General features: G+C 43.5%; 20 protein-coding genes. 9 read left to right on the top strand and 11 right to left on the bottom strand.

Translation table 11 applies throughout. The features are described from left to right. Positions 1-20 precede the first annotated feature (20 nt). On the top strand, positions 21-425 hold the full coding sequence (locus B9A91_RS07535; RefSeq protein ID WP_084237744.1) for an OsmC family protein: 405 nt from the start codon (positions 21-23) through the stop codon (positions 423-425). On the opposite strand, the gene ytxJ is transcribed toward B9A91_RS07535, so the two are convergent. The 5 genes from ytxJ to B9A91_RS07510 all read right to left on the bottom strand — a co-directional run bounded on the left by ytxJ (position 415) and on the right by B9A91_RS07510 (position 3459). Further along, a complete protein-coding gene (gene ytxJ / locus B9A91_RS07530) occupies positions 415-747 on the bottom strand; it encodes a bacillithiol system redox-active protein YtxJ (RefSeq protein ID WP_084239624.1) in 333 nt (110 codons plus the stop codon). The genes B9A91_RS07535 and ytxJ overlap by 11 nt on opposite strands. Before the next feature lie 222 nt (positions 748-969). Further along, complete coding sequence (ribH, locus tag B9A91_RS07525; protein ID WP_084237743.1) at positions 970-1461, bottom strand: 6,7-dimethyl-8-ribityllumazine synthase; 492 nt, start codon at positions 1459-1461, stop codon at positions 970-972. A 32-nt stretch (positions 1462-1493) separates the two neighbouring features. Next, complete coding sequence (locus tag B9A91_RS07520) at positions 1494-2174, bottom strand: SIR2 family NAD-dependent protein deacylase (protein WP_084237742.1); 681 nt, start codon at positions 2172-2174, stop codon at positions 1494-1496. A 4-nt stretch (positions 2175-2178) separates the two neighbouring features. After that, positions 2179-2679, bottom strand: a complete 501-nt coding sequence (locus tag B9A91_RS07515; protein ID WP_084237741.1) for a DinB family protein — start codon at positions 2677-2679, stop codon at positions 2179-2181. A gap of 108 nt (positions 2680-2787) precedes the next feature. Further along, on the bottom strand, positions 2788-3459 hold the full coding sequence (locus tag B9A91_RS07510) for a tetratricopeptide repeat protein (RefSeq protein WP_084237740.1): 672 nt from the start codon (positions 3457-3459) through the stop codon (positions 2788-2790). A 158-nt stretch (positions 3460-3617) separates the two neighbouring features. Between B9A91_RS07510 and recF the strand changes: the two genes are divergently transcribed. After that, positions 3618-4721: a DNA replication/repair protein RecF gene (recF, locus tag B9A91_RS07505; RefSeq protein ID WP_084237739.1), complete on the top strand. Its 1104-nt coding sequence runs from the start codon at positions 3618-3620 to the stop codon at positions 4719-4721. After that, the gene (locus B9A91_RS07500) at positions 4714-5004 is read left to right on the top strand and encodes a DciA family protein (protein WP_084237738.1); all 291 of its coding nucleotides are present in this window, start codon (positions 4714-4716) and stop codon (positions 5002-5004) included. Before recF ends, B9A91_RS07500 begins: the two co-directional genes overlap by 8 nt. A gap of 5 nt (positions 5005-5009) precedes the next feature. Here B9A91_RS07500 and B9A91_RS24205 read toward each other — a convergent pair whose 3' ends face one another. The 3 genes from B9A91_RS24205 to B9A91_RS07490 all read right to left on the bottom strand — a co-directional run bounded on the left by B9A91_RS24205 (position 5010) and on the right by B9A91_RS07490 (position 6499). Next, positions 5010-5183: a hypothetical protein gene (locus tag B9A91_RS24205; protein ID WP_200815612.1), complete on the bottom strand. Its 174-nt coding sequence runs from the start codon at positions 5181-5183 to the stop codon at positions 5010-5012. 60 nt (positions 5184-5243) lie between these two features. Next, positions 5244-5981, bottom strand: a complete 738-nt coding sequence (locus B9A91_RS07495; protein WP_084237737.1) for a BamJ family beta-barrel-assembly machinery protein — start codon at positions 5979-5981, stop codon at positions 5244-5246. A 98-nt stretch (positions 5982-6079) separates the two neighbouring features. Then, the gene (locus tag B9A91_RS07490; RefSeq protein WP_084237736.1) at positions 6080-6499 is read right to left on the bottom strand and encodes a nucleoside-diphosphate kinase; all 420 of its coding nucleotides are present in this window, start codon (positions 6497-6499) and stop codon (positions 6080-6082) included. Between the two features lie 117 nt (positions 6500-6616). On the opposite strand from B9A91_RS07490, the gene B9A91_RS07485 reads away from it, so the two are divergent. The 5 genes from B9A91_RS07485 to B9A91_RS07465 all read left to right on the top strand — a co-directional run bounded on the left by B9A91_RS07485 (position 6617) and on the right by B9A91_RS07465 (position 12023). After that, a complete protein-coding gene (locus B9A91_RS07485; RefSeq protein WP_084237735.1) occupies positions 6617-7627 on the top strand; it encodes a DHH family phosphoesterase in 1011 nt (336 codons plus the stop codon). Positions 7628-7662: 35 nt separating this feature from the next. After that, the gene (locus B9A91_RS07480; RefSeq protein ID WP_084237734.1) at positions 7663-8673 is read left to right on the top strand and encodes an FKBP-type peptidyl-prolyl cis-trans isomerase; all 1011 of its coding nucleotides are present in this window, start codon (positions 7663-7665) and stop codon (positions 8671-8673) included. Between the two features lie 109 nt (positions 8674-8782). Beyond that, positions 8783-9550: a TatD family hydrolase gene (locus tag B9A91_RS07475; protein ID WP_084237733.1), complete on the top strand. Its 768-nt coding sequence runs from the start codon at positions 8783-8785 to the stop codon at positions 9548-9550. 3 nt (positions 9551-9553) lie between these two features. Next, complete coding sequence (locus B9A91_RS07470; protein ID WP_084237732.1) at positions 9554-10573, top strand: asparaginase; 1020 nt, start codon at positions 9554-9556, stop codon at positions 10571-10573. A 34-nt stretch (positions 10574-10607) separates the two neighbouring features. Then, on the top strand, positions 10608-12023 hold the full coding sequence (locus B9A91_RS07465; RefSeq protein ID WP_084237731.1) for an MBL fold metallo-hydrolase: 1416 nt from the start codon (positions 10608-10610) through the stop codon (positions 12021-12023). Here the strand turns inward: B9A91_RS07465 and B9A91_RS07460 are convergent. Continuing rightward, on the bottom strand, positions 12020-13009 hold the full coding sequence (locus B9A91_RS07460) for an alpha/beta hydrolase (RefSeq protein WP_084237730.1): 990 nt from the start codon (positions 13007-13009) through the stop codon (positions 12020-12022). The two genes, B9A91_RS07465 and B9A91_RS07460, sit on opposite strands and share 4 nt — an antisense overlap. Before the next feature lie 73 nt (positions 13010-13082). Between B9A91_RS07460 and B9A91_RS07455 the strand changes: the two genes are divergently transcribed. Then, positions 13083-14054 (top strand): polyprenyl synthetase family protein, encoded by a 972-nt coding sequence (locus tag B9A91_RS07455; protein ID WP_084237729.1) that lies wholly within the window; start codon positions 13083-13085, stop codon positions 14052-14054. A gap of 70 nt (positions 14055-14124) precedes the next feature. On the opposite strand, the gene B9A91_RS07450 is transcribed toward B9A91_RS07455, so the two are convergent. Continuing rightward, positions 14125-15021, bottom strand: a complete 897-nt coding sequence (locus tag B9A91_RS07450; RefSeq protein ID WP_084237728.1) for a BT_3044 domain-containing protein — start codon at positions 15019-15021, stop codon at positions 14125-14127. Between the two features lie 22 nt (positions 15022-15043). Then, entirely contained in the window at positions 15044-17065 is a 2022-nt protein-coding gene (locus B9A91_RS07445; protein WP_084237727.1) for a RagB/SusD family nutrient uptake outer membrane protein, read from the bottom strand. Positions 17066-17068: the final 3 nt, after the last annotated feature.

Raw genomic sequence — 17068 nt, 5'->3', positions numbered from 1 at the left:
GGATTGTTTAATTTTACATCATGAGCACTTCAAGAATAACTTATAATGGTGGTTTAAGGACCACATCTGTTCACCTGCGTTCGGGCAATGAAATCATTACCGATGCACCGGTTGACAATAAAGGAAAAGGCGAAGCATTTTCGCCTACCGATCTGCTGGCCACTTCGCTGGGCAATTGTATGCTGACCATTGTTGGCATTGCAGCCAATGAGCATGGTTTTAACATTGACGGGACAACTTGTGAGATCACTAAAATTATGGCGGAAAACCCAAGGCGGGTAGCCGAAATTGTAGTGAATTTTCAGTTCCCGGCCAACAATTATTCGGAAAAGGAGAAAACGATCATTGAAAGATCGGCCAATACCTGTCCGGTGATGTATAGTTTACATCCTGATATCAGGAAAACTGTAAGTTTTAACTATTAATGACCTCGGCCACTTCATCGGCCGAAATATCGCTATGTGAGGCATCCAATATGCAATCGCCGTTTTTGATTACCAGGATTTGCGGAGATTCATGATGCACCTGGAAGGTATCAGCTATCTGAGCAGAAATGTCTCGGTAGCTGATCAGGTCCAGAAAGTAGAGTGAGGTGTTTTCAGGTATAACAGACCAGTCCATTTCAAAACGTCTTTTGGCCATTGCACTTACTGAACAACGGGTACTGTGCTTAAAAATTAAGCTATATCCGTCCTGTTGCTGAATTTCGGCCACCTGTTCGGCCCGTGTAATATTTTTCCACTCCATCTCCATCATTTTTTATGCTATCAGCTTTTTTGTTAACCTCTTCTTCTTTTGCCTTCAGGATAAGAACTGTAAGCAGGGCAAAGTTTGTTAGAGCAGGCTTCCAAAATAGTTATTGCAAAAAAAACGCCAAGCAATAGGATTGCAACTTTCTTCATCTGTATTGGTTTTCTTAATGATATATGAGTACTAATTTACAGTTTTTAAGCAAAGAATCAAAGTTTGTTATACGGTAGCGGTCAGTTCCGCCATTTTTAGCGCTGTAATAGCAGCTTCATCGCCTTTATTGCCGTGTTTGCCGCCCGCCCTGTCTATAGCCTGTTGCTGGTTATCGGTAGTCAATACCCCAAATATTACAGCTTTACTGTGTTTAATGCCTACATTGCTGACGCCATTAGCTACTGCGTCGCAGATGAAGTCGAAATGTCTGGTTTCACCTTGTATGACACAACCCAGGCAAATTACTGCATCAAGGTCTTTGTGTTTCTGTAAAAGTATCTCCGCTGCAGCAGTCAGTTCAAAACTTCCGGGTACGGGTACTGAAATGATATTTTCGGCCTTTACGCCATGTTTAAGCAGGGTTTGTAAAGCACCATTGTAAAGGCTGCCAGTGATTTCTGCATTCCATTCGGCCACCGCAATAGCGAATTTATAAGGGCTGCCATCAGGTACCGTAGTATGAGAAAAATCGGATAGGTTTTTTAATTGTGTTGCCATGCCGCAAACTTAGCGAAAAATCATTTAAACTGCTATTTTGCCAGGAGTTCATTTACCATCATTTGCACACCGATAGTTGCAGGCTGCTCAATTTTTTTGAAATCGCCTTTGATATATGGGATTTTTACATCGATGGCATATTTCATCGCGGTAGCAGGTACATAGTCTGTAAGACTTGCTGCCGGATAAACGGCAAGTGATGTGCCGATGACGGCAAAGATATCGGCTTTTGAACAGATTTTAGCGGCGGGTTGCAGATTAGGTACATTTTCTCCGAACCATACTACATGCGGCCGCAATTGCATACCATATTCACATACCTCTTCGGGTTTAATCTCCCAGCCGTCTATAGGGTAGGTGACTGCAGGATCCACATCAGATTGTGAACGGGTAATGATCCCGTGCAGGTGGAGTACATTTTTTGCGCCACCCCTTTCATGGAGGTCATCAATGTTTTGGGTAATAATGTATAGTTCGTACTGTTCCTGTAGCGTTGCCAGGGCTTTGTGTGCCGCATTTGGCTGCGCTTCGATTACAGATTTGCGTCTTTCATTGTAAAAACGCTGTACAAGCTCTGGGTTGCGTTTCCAGGCTTCCGGGGTAGCCACATCTTCGATGTTGTAGCCTTCCCATAAGCCATCGGCATCCCTGAAGGTCTGTAATCCGCTTTCGGCACTGATGCCGGCACCTGTGAGTACGACGATTTTTTTCATGGCTTTAATCCATTGCCGGCAGGCCCATTTCCAGCCATTCTTCTTTCGACGGCCCATATAAGCCGGGGACAGGTAAACCCAGAACGCGCATAATGACAGTCATTTGCCCGCGGTGGTGCGCCTGGTGTAAGATAAATATCTGCAGGAGCTTACCTTTTGCCCATTGATCGCCATACATTGGGATCAGGTCTGTAAGAGAAGAACTGGTCCATTTGAGCTGGACTGCGCGTGCCAATAACTCCGAATTGTTTTTGTAGGTAGCAATGACCTCTTCCATGGTAGACGGGATGGCAACATGCTCAAGCGTATCGGTTGCAAATAAACCGGCTTTTGTACCCATCTCAGTTAAAGTCTGTGTAAGGTGCCAGGCTAAACGTTCCAATGAACGAACATCTTTATGAATTTTTTCGCTTTTGGTAGCGGCTGTGATCAGTTCAAAAATGCGAATGGTAAAAGCTTCTTCATTTTTCCAGTCTTTCAGGAAATCATCTATGCTGCGGTACATCTTATTCGGTTTTATTTGTGTCTGCTAAATTGGGAAAGATTTGACAAATTGCAAAAAAAAGCCTTGTACATTTTCACATGTACAAGGCCATATTTTTTTTGGTCTGGCTTATTTTACCTGGCCTGCAACACGGGCAATGTATTCATCTATCATTGCTGCTTCCTGGCTGTCAGGATATTGTGTCTTAATTTTCGTATAGGCTTCTTCTGCACCTTTAAAATCTTTTATGTTCTCGTAAACCAAGCCTAATTTTTTAAGGAACATAGGCGAGGTAAATTTGTTGCTGGCTTTGTCAGCCGCCTTTTTATAATAAGTTGCTGCTTGTTTATAATCTTTCAGCTCGCTGTAGGCATCACCTAAAAGGCCTAATGCCAATGGATCTGCAATTGCACTTCCTGTTTCGGTGTATTTCCCTAAAACTTCAGTGGCTTTTTTGTATTCGCCTTTGCGTAGGTAAATCCCCCCAAGGTATAAATTGGCCAGATTGGCAGACTTGGTATTGTCGTACTCTTCAGCAATTTTCTCCAAACCAGGGTAACCGCCTTCACCATTGATGGCTTTGTTGGCCAGGGAATCCGGCCCGCCGATGTATTGCTCTGCTTTATACATTTTTGCAGAAGCTTCTTCGGCCCTGTTTTTAAGATATACATTCTGATACCAGAAGTAAATGGCTATCAATACAACAATTGCACCTGCAATGAATAAAAGGCTTTTCGAATTTTCTTCTAAAAAAGAGCCTTTTCTTACCGGCTGATTTATTTCTTTTTCTGTTACAGACATTTTATTTTAAAAAATTAAGGATTGCAAAAATACGTTTTTACATCAAAGTATCAACCCCTTTTTCAAGTATTTAAATAAAATTAATGAACTGAGCGTTAATTCAATAAAAACAAATCATCGTATTCACAAAGCTAAACGGTAACTTTGCTACTGATACTATGTGGTTAAAAAACATTACCCTTCTTAATTTTAAGAACTACACAGACGCAAATGTTAGTTTTTCTAAAACTGTAAATGCTTTTGTAGGTAACAATGGGGCTGGTAAGACAAATTTACTGGATGCCATTCATTACCTGTGCCTGTGCAAGGGGTATTTTAACCCTATCGATACCCAACAGATCAAATCGGGGCAGGACCTCTTTCTGATCCAGGGCGATTTTGAACGTCAGGGGAAGAACGAAAAAATTACTTGCGGGGTTAAGCGTAACCAGAAAAAACAATTCAAGCGCAATAAAAAAGAATACGATAAGCTGGCCAGTCATATTGGCCTGTTCCCGCTGGTCATGATATCGCCGTACGATACCAATATCATTATGGAAGGGAGCGAAGAACGCCGGCGTTTTATGGACAATGTGATTTCGCAGACGGATACACAGTACCTGGACGAGTTGATTATGTACAACCGGCAGCTAATGAACCGCAATGCCCTGTTGAAGCAGATAGCGGTAACCAGGAGCTACGATCCCACACTGCTGGAAATTTACAATGAACAGCTGGTGGCATCGGGTATGCAGATCTATGCGAAACGGCAGCAGTTTATGGGGGAGTTCATCCCATTGTTTGACAATTACTATCAGTTTTTGACTGATGATAAAGAACAGGTAGCACTGCTGTATCAAAGTCAGCTGAACGATAGTGCATTTGAACAATTGCTGCTGCAGTCTTTTGAAAAGGATAAGATACTGGAAAGGACTACGGTTGGTATCCATAAGGATGAACTGGTATTTACCATATCGGATATGCCTTTGAAGAAATTTGGTTCTCAGGGACAGCAGAAATCTTTTTTAATTGCACTTAAACTCGCTCAATATGCTTATCTTCAGAAATATAAAGGTTTTAAACCTTTGCTGTTGCTGGACGATATTTTTGATAAACTGGATGACAACCGGATGCAGAAACTGATGGAAATGGTCTCACATCAGGATTTCGGACAGATTTTTATAACAGATACGGGAAAAGAAAGGCTGCTGGCGGTTTTTAATAAAATTGATGTGCCGGTAACTTTGTTTGAAGTAAATAATGGAGCAATAAATCATGCGTAAGCCTAACGATATTACATTAAAAGAAGGCATTGGCAAACTGCTCAATGTATACAAGCTGAAGGGGAAATTTGACGAGACCTCTGTTGTGGCGCTATGGCCCGACCTGATGGGGAAAGCAATAGCCAACCGGACTACCCAGATCTATGTTTCGCAGAAAAAACTCTTTGTAAGGATTGAATCTTCAGTAATTAAGAATGAACTGTTGATGGTAAAATCCGGCATCATTCAAAAAATAAATGAACGTGCCGGATCTGAAGTGATTACTGAAATTGTATTTCTCTAGGCCTGTTATCCGCCGAAAACTTTACTGATCAGCCAGATAATTAATGCCAGTACAAGTACAACCACAATTACGCCTGTCCACACCCCTGCTTTAAAAATGCCTTCGATGAGCTCGCAGCTGGCCAGGGTTGTAGAAAGGAATGCAATAATGGCCAATGGAAAATATCTTTTCGTTGTCATAAGTTCATAGTTTTGATGTTATTTATTAACAACAAACTACGACAATGGTTTTCTAAACGCTTATTTCCCGTTTACTTTAAGTAGCTCTATCTCGAAGATCAGGGTGCTGTAAGGAGGGATATCGGCTCCGGCACCACGTTCTCCATAGCCCAGTTCGTAGGGAATAAACAATCTGTATTTGGAGCCCGTCTGCATTAGCTGAAGACCTTCGGTCCAGCCTGCAATAACCCCGTTTAGCGGTAACGAAAGTGGCTCGTTTCTGTCGTAAGAACTGTCGAACTGTTTACCATTGGTCAGGGTTCCCTTATAATTTACCAATACGGTATCCGTGGCTTTCGGCCTGATGCCTGTTCCCCTATTGATCACTTCATATTGCAATCCACTTGGTGTAACTTGTATTCCCTGTTTTTTCTTGTTGTTTTCAAGAAAGGCTTTACCTGCGGCAATGGCCGGCGCATGTTTTTGTCTGCTGACGGTTTTAAACAGGTTCGCAATGGCCATCTGCGATTTCTCAGGGCTGATTTGTGGACTTGCACCGCCAAAAGCATCTTTCAGACCTTTAACCAGCAGTTCGTAGTTCAGGCTGTTCAGCCCGTCGTTCTTCATGCTACTGGCCATGGTATTGCCAAAGGCGTAACTTGCAGAGTCGAGCGTAGTTTTAAACACCGCAACGGCAGGCTTTACCGGGGTTTTGCTGGTTGCAGTTGTTTTTTTTGCCGTGCCTGTTTTGGCTTTAGTCTGCGCATTTCCTGCCACGGCACAAAGAGGGAGCATAAGTGTAATGATGATCTTCTTCATTTATTCTATTTGTTGTGCCCGAAAGGTACAAACTTTATAAAAAAATAAGCACCTTTTTGGGGCGCTTATTTTAATCGTTTTCGTGTTTTTTCTTTTATCTAGAAACGCTCAGCTGCAGTAAAGAAGAAATCGCCTTCAATCTGTGCGTTTTCATCTGAATCTGAACCGTGAACAGCATTTGCATCAATAGATTTGGCGTATTTCTGACGGATTGTACCTTCAGCAGCTTCGGCAGGATTGGTTGCCCCGATCAGTTTCCTGAAATCTTCAATAGCATTGTCTTTTTCAAGAATAGCGGCAACGATTGGACCTGAAGACATGAAGCTTACCAGATCCCCATAAAAAGGCCGGTCCTTGTGAACAGCATAAAACTGGCCGGCAGTTTCTGGTGTTAATTTGGTGTACTTTAAGGCTATGATCTTAAAACCAGCAGTAGTGATGTCATTAATTATAGCACCTATATGGCCATTTGCAACTGCATCAGGCTTAATCATGGTGAAAGTTCTGTTTGTACTCATCTTTTATATTAATTTTTTGCAAAATTACGTTTTATACGCTAAATATTAAAGTTTGAAACAGAGATAAACCGGAGCGCCTTAAATATAATTAAATTACTAGCTTTGCAGCCGAAACTTATGCTATCTATTTCAGAAATAAAATCTTTACTGGCTACGCCACAGAAAATTGTAATTACAACGCATCATAAACCTGATGGTGATGCGATGGGTTCGTCTTTAGGTTTGTATGCTTACCTGATTCAGAGGGGACATCACGTTAAACTGATTACACCCACTGATTACCCTTACTTTTTACACTGGCTGCCCAATAACTCTGATGTGATCATTTATACAGAAGCACAGGAGCAATCGGCAAAGCTGGTAGAAGAGGCTGCCCTTATTTTCTGTCTCGATTTTAATACACTCGGCAGGATCAACGAACTGGGGGAACTGGTAAGGGCTTCAAAAGCTTATAAGCTTATGATCGACCACCATCTGGATCCGGAAGATTTTGACGATTACCGCCACTGGAGCATCAATGCCTGCGCAGCAGCACAACTGGTTTATGATTTTATTGTAAACGAACTGGAGGACGGTGCAATGATGAACAAAGATATTGCCACCTGCCTGTATACCGGGATCATGACCGATTCGGGATCCTTCCGGTTTGAATCTGCCAACGCGGCAGTCTACCGTATTGCTGCCGATCTGATAGACCTGGGGGCAGAACACTGGCGCATCCACCAGCTGGTATACGATAATGCCACAGAAAACCGATTACGCTTTCTGGGCCATTGTTTAAGCGAAAAGCTGGAGATCCTGAGAGAGTTCAACACTGCTATTATTACGGTAACTAAGGAAGAACTTCAGAAATACCAGATCGTTACTGGTGATACTGAAGGGATTGTGAATTATGCATTGTCGGTCAATGGTATTAAATTGGCTGCATTTATTATTGAAAGAACTGATAAAGTTAAATTATCTTTGCGCTCCACCGGGGATTTTCCTGCAAATGAGATTTGCAAGAAATATTTTAATGGTGGTGGGCATAGAAATGCCGCCGGAGGCTTTTCTGATAAGAATTTAGTAGACACTGTTCAGGAATTTAAGGCGCTTTTAACTGATTATAAAAACCAATTATTACAATAAAATTAGAACAACAAAAAAATAATTTAAAAAACCACATGAAGAAAGGTATAGTAATTCTTTTCGCAGCTGCACTTGGTTTAGCTGCTTGTAACAACTACAAAAAAGGTCCGGGAGGTCTTTCGTACATCATTCATAAAGATGGCGGAGGTACAAAAATTAAAGAGGGTGATATTGTAAAATTGAACTTTATCCAGAAAAGTGAAAAAGATTCTGTGATGTTCAATACCTGGGATATGGAGCAGCCGCAGGTATTCCCTGTAGCTAAAAAAGTATATGCAGGTGACATGAACGATGTGCTTACCTTATTTGGAGAAGGCGATAGTGCTACATTTAAACTGGATCTGGATACTATGGCAGCGCGCAGCGGACAGCCAAAACCTCAGGGTACAAAAGATAAGTATATTGTTTTTACGGTTAAAGTGGAAAAAGTATTGGCTAAAGCAGCCGGTGAAGCGGATTCCACCTTCCAGAAAAAAGCAAGAGAATTTTTTGAGAAAGACTACAAAGCCAGCATAGAGAAAAAGAAAGGTGCTGAAGCCGGAAAGATCAAAAAATATATCGCAGACAACAACCTGAAAACTACAACTACGGCTTCTGGTTTACAGTATGTGATCAGCAAACCCGGTGATGCAGTTAAGCCAGTTCTGGGTGATACCATGATGGTGAATTATACCGGTAAACTAACTACTAAAAAATCTGACGGCAAAGACAATGTCTTCGATACCAGTGATGAAAAAGTAGCTAAAGAAACAGGTAAATTCCATGCAATGGCACAATACGGACCACGTCCGATTACTTTGGGCCGTGCGATCCCTGGATTTGACGAAGGCTTGCAATTGATCGGTAAAGGTGGAAAGATCACTTTGATCATTCCTTCTAACCTGGCTTACGGTGAAGGTGGTATGCCTCAGGGCGGTATCAGTCCTTTTTCTCCGCTTGTATTTGAAGTAGAATTAACTGACATCAAAAAGCCGGTAGCTGCACCAGCTACAGTTCCGGGGGCAACCGTTACTCCGGTAACACCAGCCCCAACTGTAAAAAAATAAACCTTATTTACTGCCTTCAGGCAGATCATAAAGGTAAAGAAACCCTGTCGGTCTAAACTGGCGGGGTTTTTTATTTGTTAAGCTCGGCTGGTTTTTATTAACTTCGCCAATGCTTTTAACTGACACCCATACACATCTGTATTACGAGACGGATGGGGAAAAACTGAACCAATTGATGCAGCGTTGCTTTGATAACCAGGTCAAACGCCTGTTCCTTCCTAATGTTGATGTTGCATCGATAGCCAAAATCGATAGCCTGGTACAGCAATATCCCGAAAATTGTTTCGCGATGGCTGGTTTACACCCCTGTGATGTAAAGGATAATTATGAGGAAGTGCTGGACGAAATCTGCCAGAGCATAGCCGACCGGGACATTTATGCCATTGGAGAGATTGGGATAGACCTATATTGGGATAAAAGCACATTGCCGTTTCAGCAAGCCGCTTTCCGTGAACAGATCAAATGGGCCAAAGACCTCGATCTGCCGATCGTCATTCATTGCCGGGAAGCTTTCGACGAGATTTTTGAAATACTGGAAGCGGAAAAGGATGAATTGCTGAGGGGGATTTTTCATTGCTTCACAGGAACGCTGGAGCAGGCAAATAAAGCTATTGGGTTGGGTTTTTATCTGGGCATAGGTGGGGTGGTGACCTATAAAAACGCGGGGCTCGACCAGGTGCTGAAAGCTGTTCCGCTAAAACACATTGTGCTGGAAACGGATTCCCCTTATCTGGCACCTGTACCCTACAGGGGTAAGCCAAATGAAAGCAGCTATCTGATCCATATTGCAGAGAAGCTTGCTGAAATATACGGAGCCAGCGTGGAAGAAATAGCGGAAGTAACTACGGCCAATTCTATCAGCATCTTTAAAATCTAAAACATGACCAAAATACTCATCATATACACCGGCGGGACCATAGGTATGGTTAATGATACTGATACCGGTACGCTTATTCCGTTTAATTTTAAACAGATCCAGCAAAATGTGCCGGAACTGGCCAGGTTGAATTATAACCTTGAGGTACATTCTTTTGATCCGATAATGGACTCGTCGAACATGCACCCCGATATCTGGGCCGAACTGGCACAACTGATTTTTACCCGGTACGATGAGTTTGACGGATTTGTGATCCTGCATGGTTCCGATACGATGGCATTTACGGCGTCGGCGCTGAGCTTTATGCTGCAGAACCTGAGTAAACCGGTTATTCTTACCGGTTCGCAGCTGCCTATCGGGGAGATCCGGACAGATGCCAAAGAGAACCTGATCACCGCACTTGAGATTGCAGCAACCAAAGAGCATGGCAAAGCCAAGATTCCGGAAGTCTGCATTTATTTCGATGCCCAGTTGTTCAGGGGCAACCGTTCTATCAAATACAATTCTGAAAAATTTGAGGCCTTTCGCTCGCCCAATTACCCTGTGCTTGCTGAGGCTGGTGTACACCTTAATTTCTTTAACAATTATATTTTGCCACAGCCTGAAAAGGAGTTACAGGTATTGCTCGATTTTAATTCGAACATCGGGGTTTTAAAAATGTACCCAGGTATTTCCAAACAGGCAGTCATGGCCATTACCCATTCATCTGTAGATGCGATTGTACTGGAAACCTTTGGTTCGGGCAATACGACCACGGCAGAATGGTTTATCAATTGTCTGCAGGAAGCCATAAATAGTGGTAAGATCATTGTCGACATTTCGCAATGCCAGCGCGGATCTGTAGAGCTTGGTAAATATGAAACCAGTAAAAAGCTGCAGGAAATGGGCGTGGTAAGCGGTTATGACATGACTTTTGAGGCTACGATTACCAAGCTGATGTACCTAATGGCGCAGGGACATAGCAATGAAGAGGTCGTTAAACTGATGGAGCAGTCGCTACGCGGTGAACTGACTGTCGGATAAAAAACTTATTTTTGTATTTCATAAAAAAACTGTAATGAAGATAGAGCAAATTTATACTGGCTGCCTGGCCGAGGCGGCCTATTATATTGAGAGTAATGGCGAAGCTGCAATTATAGATCCTTTAAGAGAAGTTGAACCTTATCTTAAAAAAGCTGCGAAAGACAATGCCGTCATCAAGTATATCTTTGAAACTCATTTTCATGCCGATTTTGTTTCCGGGCATGTAGACCTGGCCGGCAAATCGGGCGCTGCAATTGTATACGGCCCTACCGCCAAAACCTCTTTTGAGTCGCATATTGCCAGCGATGGCGAACAGTTTAAAGTTGGTGAGCTGACCATTACCGTGCTGCATACACCAGGGCATACGCCCGAATCGACAACCTATCTGCTTACCGACAAAAACGGAAAACCGTATTGTATTTTTACAGGAGATACCTTATTTATTGGAGATGTAGGCAGACCTGACCTTGCGCAGCAGGGCGATCTGACCATGGAAGATATGGCCGGAACCCTTTATGATTCTTTACAGCAGAAGATCCTTAGCCTTCCGGATGATGTGCTTGTATATCCTGCGCACGGTGCCGGATCGGCCTGTGGCAAGAATATGAGCAAGGAAACATTTGATACCCTTGGCCATCAAAGGGAGGTGAACTATGCGCTTAAAGCGACCAGCAGGGCACAGTTTATAAAAGAAGTTACGGACGGCATTTTGCCTCCCCCGCAATACTTCGCTAAAAATGCAGCCATGAATAAAAATGGCTACGAGAGTTTTGATGAAGTCTATGAGAAAGGGTTAAAGCCATTGGCACCTGTGGAATTTGAGGCCATGGCCAATTTAACCGGGGCATTGGTGCTGGATACCAGGGATCCTCAGGTATTTGCCAAAGGTTTTGTGCCTTCTTCGGTAAACATAGGGTTAAACGGACAGTTTGCACCTTGGGTGGGCGCCCTGGTTACAGACCTTAAACAGCCTTTGCTGCTGGTTTGTGATGAAGGCAAGGAGGAAGAAGCAATTACCCGCCTGGCCAGGGTGGGCTATGACAATACCATTGGTTACCTGAAGGGTGGCATTGCCGCCTGGCAGCAGGCTGGCAAGGATATCGATATGGTTAAATCGATCAGCGCTGCTGAATTTGAAAGCATTGCACAAGAAGATCAGAACATTCAGGTGCTTGATGTAAGAAAACCCGGAGAATATGAGTCGGAACACCTGGAAATGACCATGACTCGGCCCCTGGATTATATCAACGATTGGACCAGCGAGATCGATCATAATGGAACCTATTACATTCATTGCGCCGGCGGATACCGTTCAATGATTGCAGCCTCTATTTTGAAGGCCAGGGGAGTTGAGCAGGTTGTTGATATTGCGGGTGGTTATGGAGCCATTAAAAATACAGGGCTGAAACGTACAGATTTTGCCTGTCCTTCGAAAGCAATGAAAGCCTAATTCACCTTAAGGATGTGCTGAACAAAGCTGTTTACAGCTTTTTGAACGGCAGGGATATCTTTAGAGGTGATGTAAGAACCTATTACATGGTCTCTTGCATTGGGTATGGCTACACTGGTTTTTAACGCAGGAGGCGTACCCAGCAGGTTAAACATCCAGAGTTCTGCATCTACCTTCACAGTTTGATCCTGCTCTTTTTCATTTTTATAGTAATATAACAAAAGACAGGGTTGTTTTACTTTTTCAAAAACAGCCCTGTTCATGCTGCTTTCTACCAGTTCCTGAAGCTGAACAGTCGATTCCAGGCGATAGCTTGTGTACCAGTATTTTGCATATTCCAGCTTTTTTTCCTCTGAACTCCTGTCTTTGCCCCCGGTTACCAGCCGTGCCAGCTGTAATCCCCATGGGTTGTTCAGCAGGAAGGCCAGCCTGTCGTTTATCCTGATGTTTGGCGAAAGCAGGACCAGGCTGTTCACCTCAGGATAAGTGGCCGCCAGTTTAAGGGCAAGCGTACCGCCGGTTGAGGTGCCTGCAAGAATGACCTTTTTGCCCAGGCGTTTTCCTATTTCGAGTGCCAGCTTTGCACTTTCCCAGAGTTTGTCGGCTGTCATGTATTCCATGGCCGGAACTGTATCTATACCGTGGTCGGACAGTCGCGCCAGGTACAGGTTGGCGTGCAGGGCTTTGGCCAGGTGGTAATGAACAGGATTGCCCTCTTCTTTAGAAGCCGAGAATCCATGGAGGTAAACTACCGCATACTCAGTTTGCTGTTTGAGATTGCTGTCTGCCCACACAATTTCGGCTTCGTTGCCAGATTTAATTTTATGCTGGGATTCGAGTCGCTTTACATAGGCTTCGAGCTGGGGGATGCCAGGAACAGCCGGGAGTTGCGTGCTGTAGATTGGATGTGTCGGCCTTGGACCAGCCACGTAAATGCCTGCACCTATTAAAATGAGTGCAATTAAGAGCTTAAATGCTTTTTTCATTTTAAACTTTTTACTAAAAGTACGCTTTTAAAGATATTTAATTTATGTTTGCACGGATATTTTTTAACCTGTAATGCCAGGAATAAACCAGATAAAACTACCTATAGCAGCAGAGATTGATGCCTTTGAAGAAAAGTTCAAGGCTTCCATGCACAGTGATGCGCCTTTACTGGACCGCATTACCCATTACATCGTTAAAAGAAAGGGCAAGCAGATCCGGCCTATGTTTGTTTTTTTTGCCGCTAAGTTATGTGGCGGGATCATTGAATCGACCCATAGGGGGGCGGCCCTTGTTGAATTGCTGCATACCGCTACATTGGTTCATGACGATGTGGTAGACAACGCTTATGAGCGCCGGGGTTTCTTTTCTATCAATGCACTTTGGAAGAATAAGATTGCCGTATTGGTAGGCGATTATCTGCTGGCTAAAGGGTTGTTGCTGTCGGTGAACCATTCTGAATTCCGCTTGCTTCAGATTGTTTCTGAAGCGGTGAAGCAGATGAGCGAGGGGGAATTGCTGCAAATAGAAAAGGTACGGAGGATGGACATCAGTGAAGAATTGTACTTTGATGTAATCAGGCAAAAAACAGCTTCTTTAATTGCTTCCTGTTGTGCCTGTGGTGCTGCTTCAGCCGGTGCGGATGAGGAGACCATAGAAAAAATGCGTCTCTTTGGTGAAAAGGTAGGAATAGCGTTTCAGATTAAGGACGATACTTTTGATTTTGGTACCGATGATGTGGGTAAACCGTTGGGAATAGATATCAAGGAGAAAAAAGTTACGCTCCCATTGATCTATGCATTGAACCGGGCAGAAAAACCGGAGAAGAAGAGAATCATTAACCTGGTAAAAAACCATCAGGACGAACCGGAAAAAATTCAGGAGATCATAGATTTTGTAAATGCAAGGCAGGGTGTTCATTATGCCCAGGAAAAGATGCTTCAATACCAGCAGGAGGCCTTTGACATTCTGTATAGTTTTGAGCCAGGCGATGCAAGGACCGGTCTTGAGCAGCTGGTAAGGTATACAACGGAGCGTAAGAAATAGGTGTAAAAGTTAGGGCTACGGTTCCGAATGAACTATAGCCCTAAAAAGTCGTTGATTATAAATACGTTAATTACCTGACGATCTCAATCCGTAATTCCTCCTGCATAGTCTTTGCCACATTATTAACGGTATACTCATACGATAATAGGAAGACATTGAATTTACGGCCAAAGGATTCCTCAACCCTGAATACATTGGGATATCTTGCATCACCATTAATTTGCTTCACCTTTATGTCCTTATATGGTTTAATGGTGACGCTTTTGTCAGCTGCCACTTCTAGTACGATGGAAGTCTTATTGATCATGGGTTCTGTACTTTCAAATGATTCCGTTCCGGCAATTACTCGAATACTATTTGCCGATAAGGGAAACAGCTTCTTATTACCCGCTGTTACCATTCCGTTTACCAGGCCAGTCATGGAATAAAAAGTATTTTGTGCCTGAGAAGCATAATCGTTCTTGATGAGCACTTGGTAAAGAATCGTGGTTTTCTTCGAGTTGATTTCAACTCCAGGGCCAGCTGTAGCTTTTAATCCGATAAAATAAGTCGAATCTGGTGATAGGCCGTCTGGGCGCAACTTAACCATGGTCCGTCCGGTACGTTCTCCGGCTTTGATCTGGATTTTTGGATCTAAGATTTCATATTTGTTCCGGGGCAGCAGTTTTGCATATAATTTGGTGTCAAAATCAAAAAGAGACCGGTTATAAAAATCCAGCTGCGTAAGGTCGTCTTCCAACTGGATCACCAGGTCCTTTGTAGATGCATGTGTCCCCCCTGCAGAAGCTGCGATATATCCGGTTACTTCATTGCCTGTCAATGGAACGATTTCCTGAAAGGTATTGTAATAGCTGCTACTGATCAAAGCAACATCATTTTTGTACATTTCCTTTTCGAACAATTCATTGTCTTTGCACGAAGAGAGCACGGTTGCGAGTGCGAGCATCGTTATATACTTTTGTTTCATTTTTTTATATTTATAATTTAACCTAATAGCCCGGATTCTGATCTAAAGAAGGTAACCTTCTCATTTCGGCACGTGGTATGGGTACAAAAACTGCTTTTTTGTCTACTACACGTGTCATAAATGACGATGTTCCCGGTATAACACGTTGGTAATAGGCATCTTTGGTAGCGCCATCCGGATTCATACCGCGTATAGGTTCGCGTTCTGTTTCTTCATAAATGCCCCAGCGACGTACATCATAATAGCGCCTGTTCTCCCACAGCAGCTCAACCATGCGTTCACGTTCAATTTGTTTTTGAACTAGCGCAGCAGTACTGATTTGGGTGGCGCTCAATCCAGGCAGCCCGGCACGATAGCGAACGAGATTAAAGGCACCCTTTATCTCTTCCTGGTTTCTGGACATGGTGTATTCCTTATCTCCAAGCTTTACCGTGTGGCTACCTGTCAGGTTATTAAGCGCTTCAGCATAAGACAAGAGTATCTCGGCATAGCGGATGATGGAGTAGGCCTTTTTGATGTGACGCGCACCTGTACCTGAAAAAGCATCCATCGGGTGATTGAATTTTTTGATAACGTAGCCCGTGATTGGGTAGTTGGGTGAAGTCGCAGTCACTCCGCCACGACCATCAGGGGCCTGGTAGTAGTACTTGGCAGTATAGTTGTTGATGGTCGTACTGGACTGTGCCTGCCATACGGCCTCGTTAAATCCAATAGATGCATAAAAACGCATTTCGCGGTTAGCATACATATTGTAAACCCCGGAATTGAGTGGATATCCTGAAAAATTTTTGGCCTGTGTAGTATAGCCTGTTTCTGAATAATACCCATTGCTGGTGGCCTCTTCTTTGGTACGACCGTCGGCCATCAGATAGGCATCAACCACTTTCTGTGTAACGCAGAATCGCCCCCAACCACCGAGAGAAGGCGGCATAGAGCCCTGACTAATGGTTGTTACCATATAACCTGTATTTCTGCCCCAGATGATCTCTTTATTAATTTCAGCAACAGCCTCGCCATTAAAAATATCCGAATAGGATCTTAACGGATCTATTCCTCCTGCTCCATTTGGATAATCAAGATAGAAATTTGGATCCGAATTAACTCCGGCAGGAAGCGCAGGGGTTTTGTCATCTTTCACTGCGGTATATAACCTGTACTGACCAAGATCCATCACGCGCTTGGCTGCGGCTGCAGCCACCGCCCATCTTGCTTCATTATATTGCTGTGATACGTAATTGACATTATCGGTTTTACGTTTCCAGTTACCAAAATAAGAACTGGCTACCGGTCCGCCATTAAACAGCGGACTTGCATGGATCAGCCGCAGGCGGGCTATCAAAGCAAGTGCAGCTCCTTTACTCGGGCGGCCAAAATCCAGCAGCGAAACTTCTGCAGGCATAAGCATTGCTGCTTTTTCAAGCTCATCGCAGGTGTAGTCCATAGTTTCATCATAGGTCGCTCTGGGGCGGTCATAATATTCAAGGGATTCATTGGTGTTGATCACCTCATCACCCAGCAGGATTGCAGGGCCATAATCTACTAAAATGTTGTAGTAAGCATATGCACGGATAAAACGCGTGTACCCTTCAATCCTGAGCCGATCTAAATTGGTCATGCCCTTAGGGCGATCAAGGTTTTGCAGGATACTGTTACATTTACGGATAATCTTGTAGTATTTTGCCCATTGATTTAAGTTAGGGTTGCTGTCTCCATAGAAATCTGAAGTAATGCGCCCGGTGGCAAAATCCATTCCATAATACACATTGCTCGAGCCACCTCCGGTAAGCCCGTTCAAGGCTTCATCGGTTGCCATAGGGCCAGGTGTATAACCATAGCGAATGGTATTTGATTCATCTGGAAACATGGCCGCTGCACCCCACATATAGGCTTCCATATTTCGAGGGTTGGCAAAAGCGGAATCGATGTTAAATTCATCGTCAAAATATTCATCGATATTTAGGTACTTCTTACAGGATGTTGTCATCGCAATCAACTGGATGATGACCGCTGCGAATGCTAATCTTTTTATGATTGACGTTTTCATATC

The organism is Pedobacter africanus, from assembly GCF_900176535.1.
Taxonomy (GTDB): Bacteria; Bacteroidota; Bacteroidia; order Sphingobacteriales; family Sphingobacteriaceae; genus Pedobacter; species Pedobacter africanus.
Note: the sequence above shows the minus strand (reverse complement) of the source record. Positions and strands in the feature narration are given on the sequence as shown.

Coding starts and splice junctions, on each gene's coding strand:
- B9A91_RS07535 (WP_084237744.1), top strand. CDS start 21: ATGAGCACTTCAAGAATAACTTATAATGGTGGTTTAAGGACCACATCT.
- ytxJ (WP_084239624.1), bottom strand. CDS start 747: ATGGAGTGGAAAAATATTACACGGGCCGAACAGGTGGCCGAAATTCAG.
- ribH (WP_084237743.1), bottom strand. CDS start 1,461: ATGGCAACACAATTAAAAAACCTATCCGATTTTTCTCATACTACGGTA.
- B9A91_RS07520 (WP_084237742.1), bottom strand. CDS start 2,174: ATGAAAAAAATCGTCGTACTCACAGGTGCCGGCATCAGTGCCGAAAGC.
- B9A91_RS07515 (WP_084237741.1), bottom strand. CDS start 2,679: ATGTACCGCAGCATAGATGATTTCCTGAAAGACTGGAAAAATGAAGAA.
- B9A91_RS07510 (WP_084237740.1), bottom strand. CDS start 3,459: ATGTCTGTAACAGAAAAAGAAATAAATCAGCCGGTAAGAAAAGGCTCT.
- recF (WP_084237739.1), top strand. CDS start 3,618: ATGTGGTTAAAAAACATTACCCTTCTTAATTTTAAGAACTACACAGAC.
- B9A91_RS07500 (WP_084237738.1), top strand. CDS start 4,714: ATGCGTAAGCCTAACGATATTACATTAAAAGAAGGCATTGGCAAACTG.
- B9A91_RS24205 (WP_200815612.1), bottom strand. CDS start 5,183: ATGACAACGAAAAGATATTTTCCATTGGCCATTATTGCATTCCTTTCT.
- B9A91_RS07495 (WP_084237737.1), bottom strand. CDS start 5,981: ATGAAGAAGATCATCATTACACTTATGCTCCCTCTTTGTGCCGTGGCA.
- B9A91_RS07490 (WP_084237736.1), bottom strand. CDS start 6,499: ATGAGTACAAACAGAACTTTCACCATGATTAAGCCTGATGCAGTTGCA.
- B9A91_RS07485 (WP_084237735.1), top strand. CDS start 6,617: ATGCTATCTATTTCAGAAATAAAATCTTTACTGGCTACGCCACAGAAA.
- B9A91_RS07480 (WP_084237734.1), top strand. CDS start 7,663: ATGAAGAAAGGTATAGTAATTCTTTTCGCAGCTGCACTTGGTTTAGCT.
- B9A91_RS07475 (WP_084237733.1), top strand. CDS start 8,783: ATGCTTTTAACTGACACCCATACACATCTGTATTACGAGACGGATGGG.
- B9A91_RS07470 (WP_084237732.1), top strand. CDS start 9,554: ATGACCAAAATACTCATCATATACACCGGCGGGACCATAGGTATGGTT.
- B9A91_RS07465 (WP_084237731.1), top strand. CDS start 10,608: ATGAAGATAGAGCAAATTTATACTGGCTGCCTGGCCGAGGCGGCCTAT.
- B9A91_RS07460 (WP_084237730.1), bottom strand. CDS start 13,009: ATGAAAAAAGCATTTAAGCTCTTAATTGCACTCATTTTAATAGGTGCA.
- B9A91_RS07455 (WP_084237729.1), top strand. CDS start 13,083: ATGCCAGGAATAAACCAGATAAAACTACCTATAGCAGCAGAGATTGAT.
- B9A91_RS07450 (WP_084237728.1), bottom strand. CDS start 15,021: ATGAAACAAAAGTATATAACGATGCTCGCACTCGCAACCGTGCTCTCT.
- B9A91_RS07445 (WP_084237727.1), bottom strand. CDS start 17,065: ATGAAAACGTCAATCATAAAAAGATTAGCATTCGCAGCGGTCATCATC.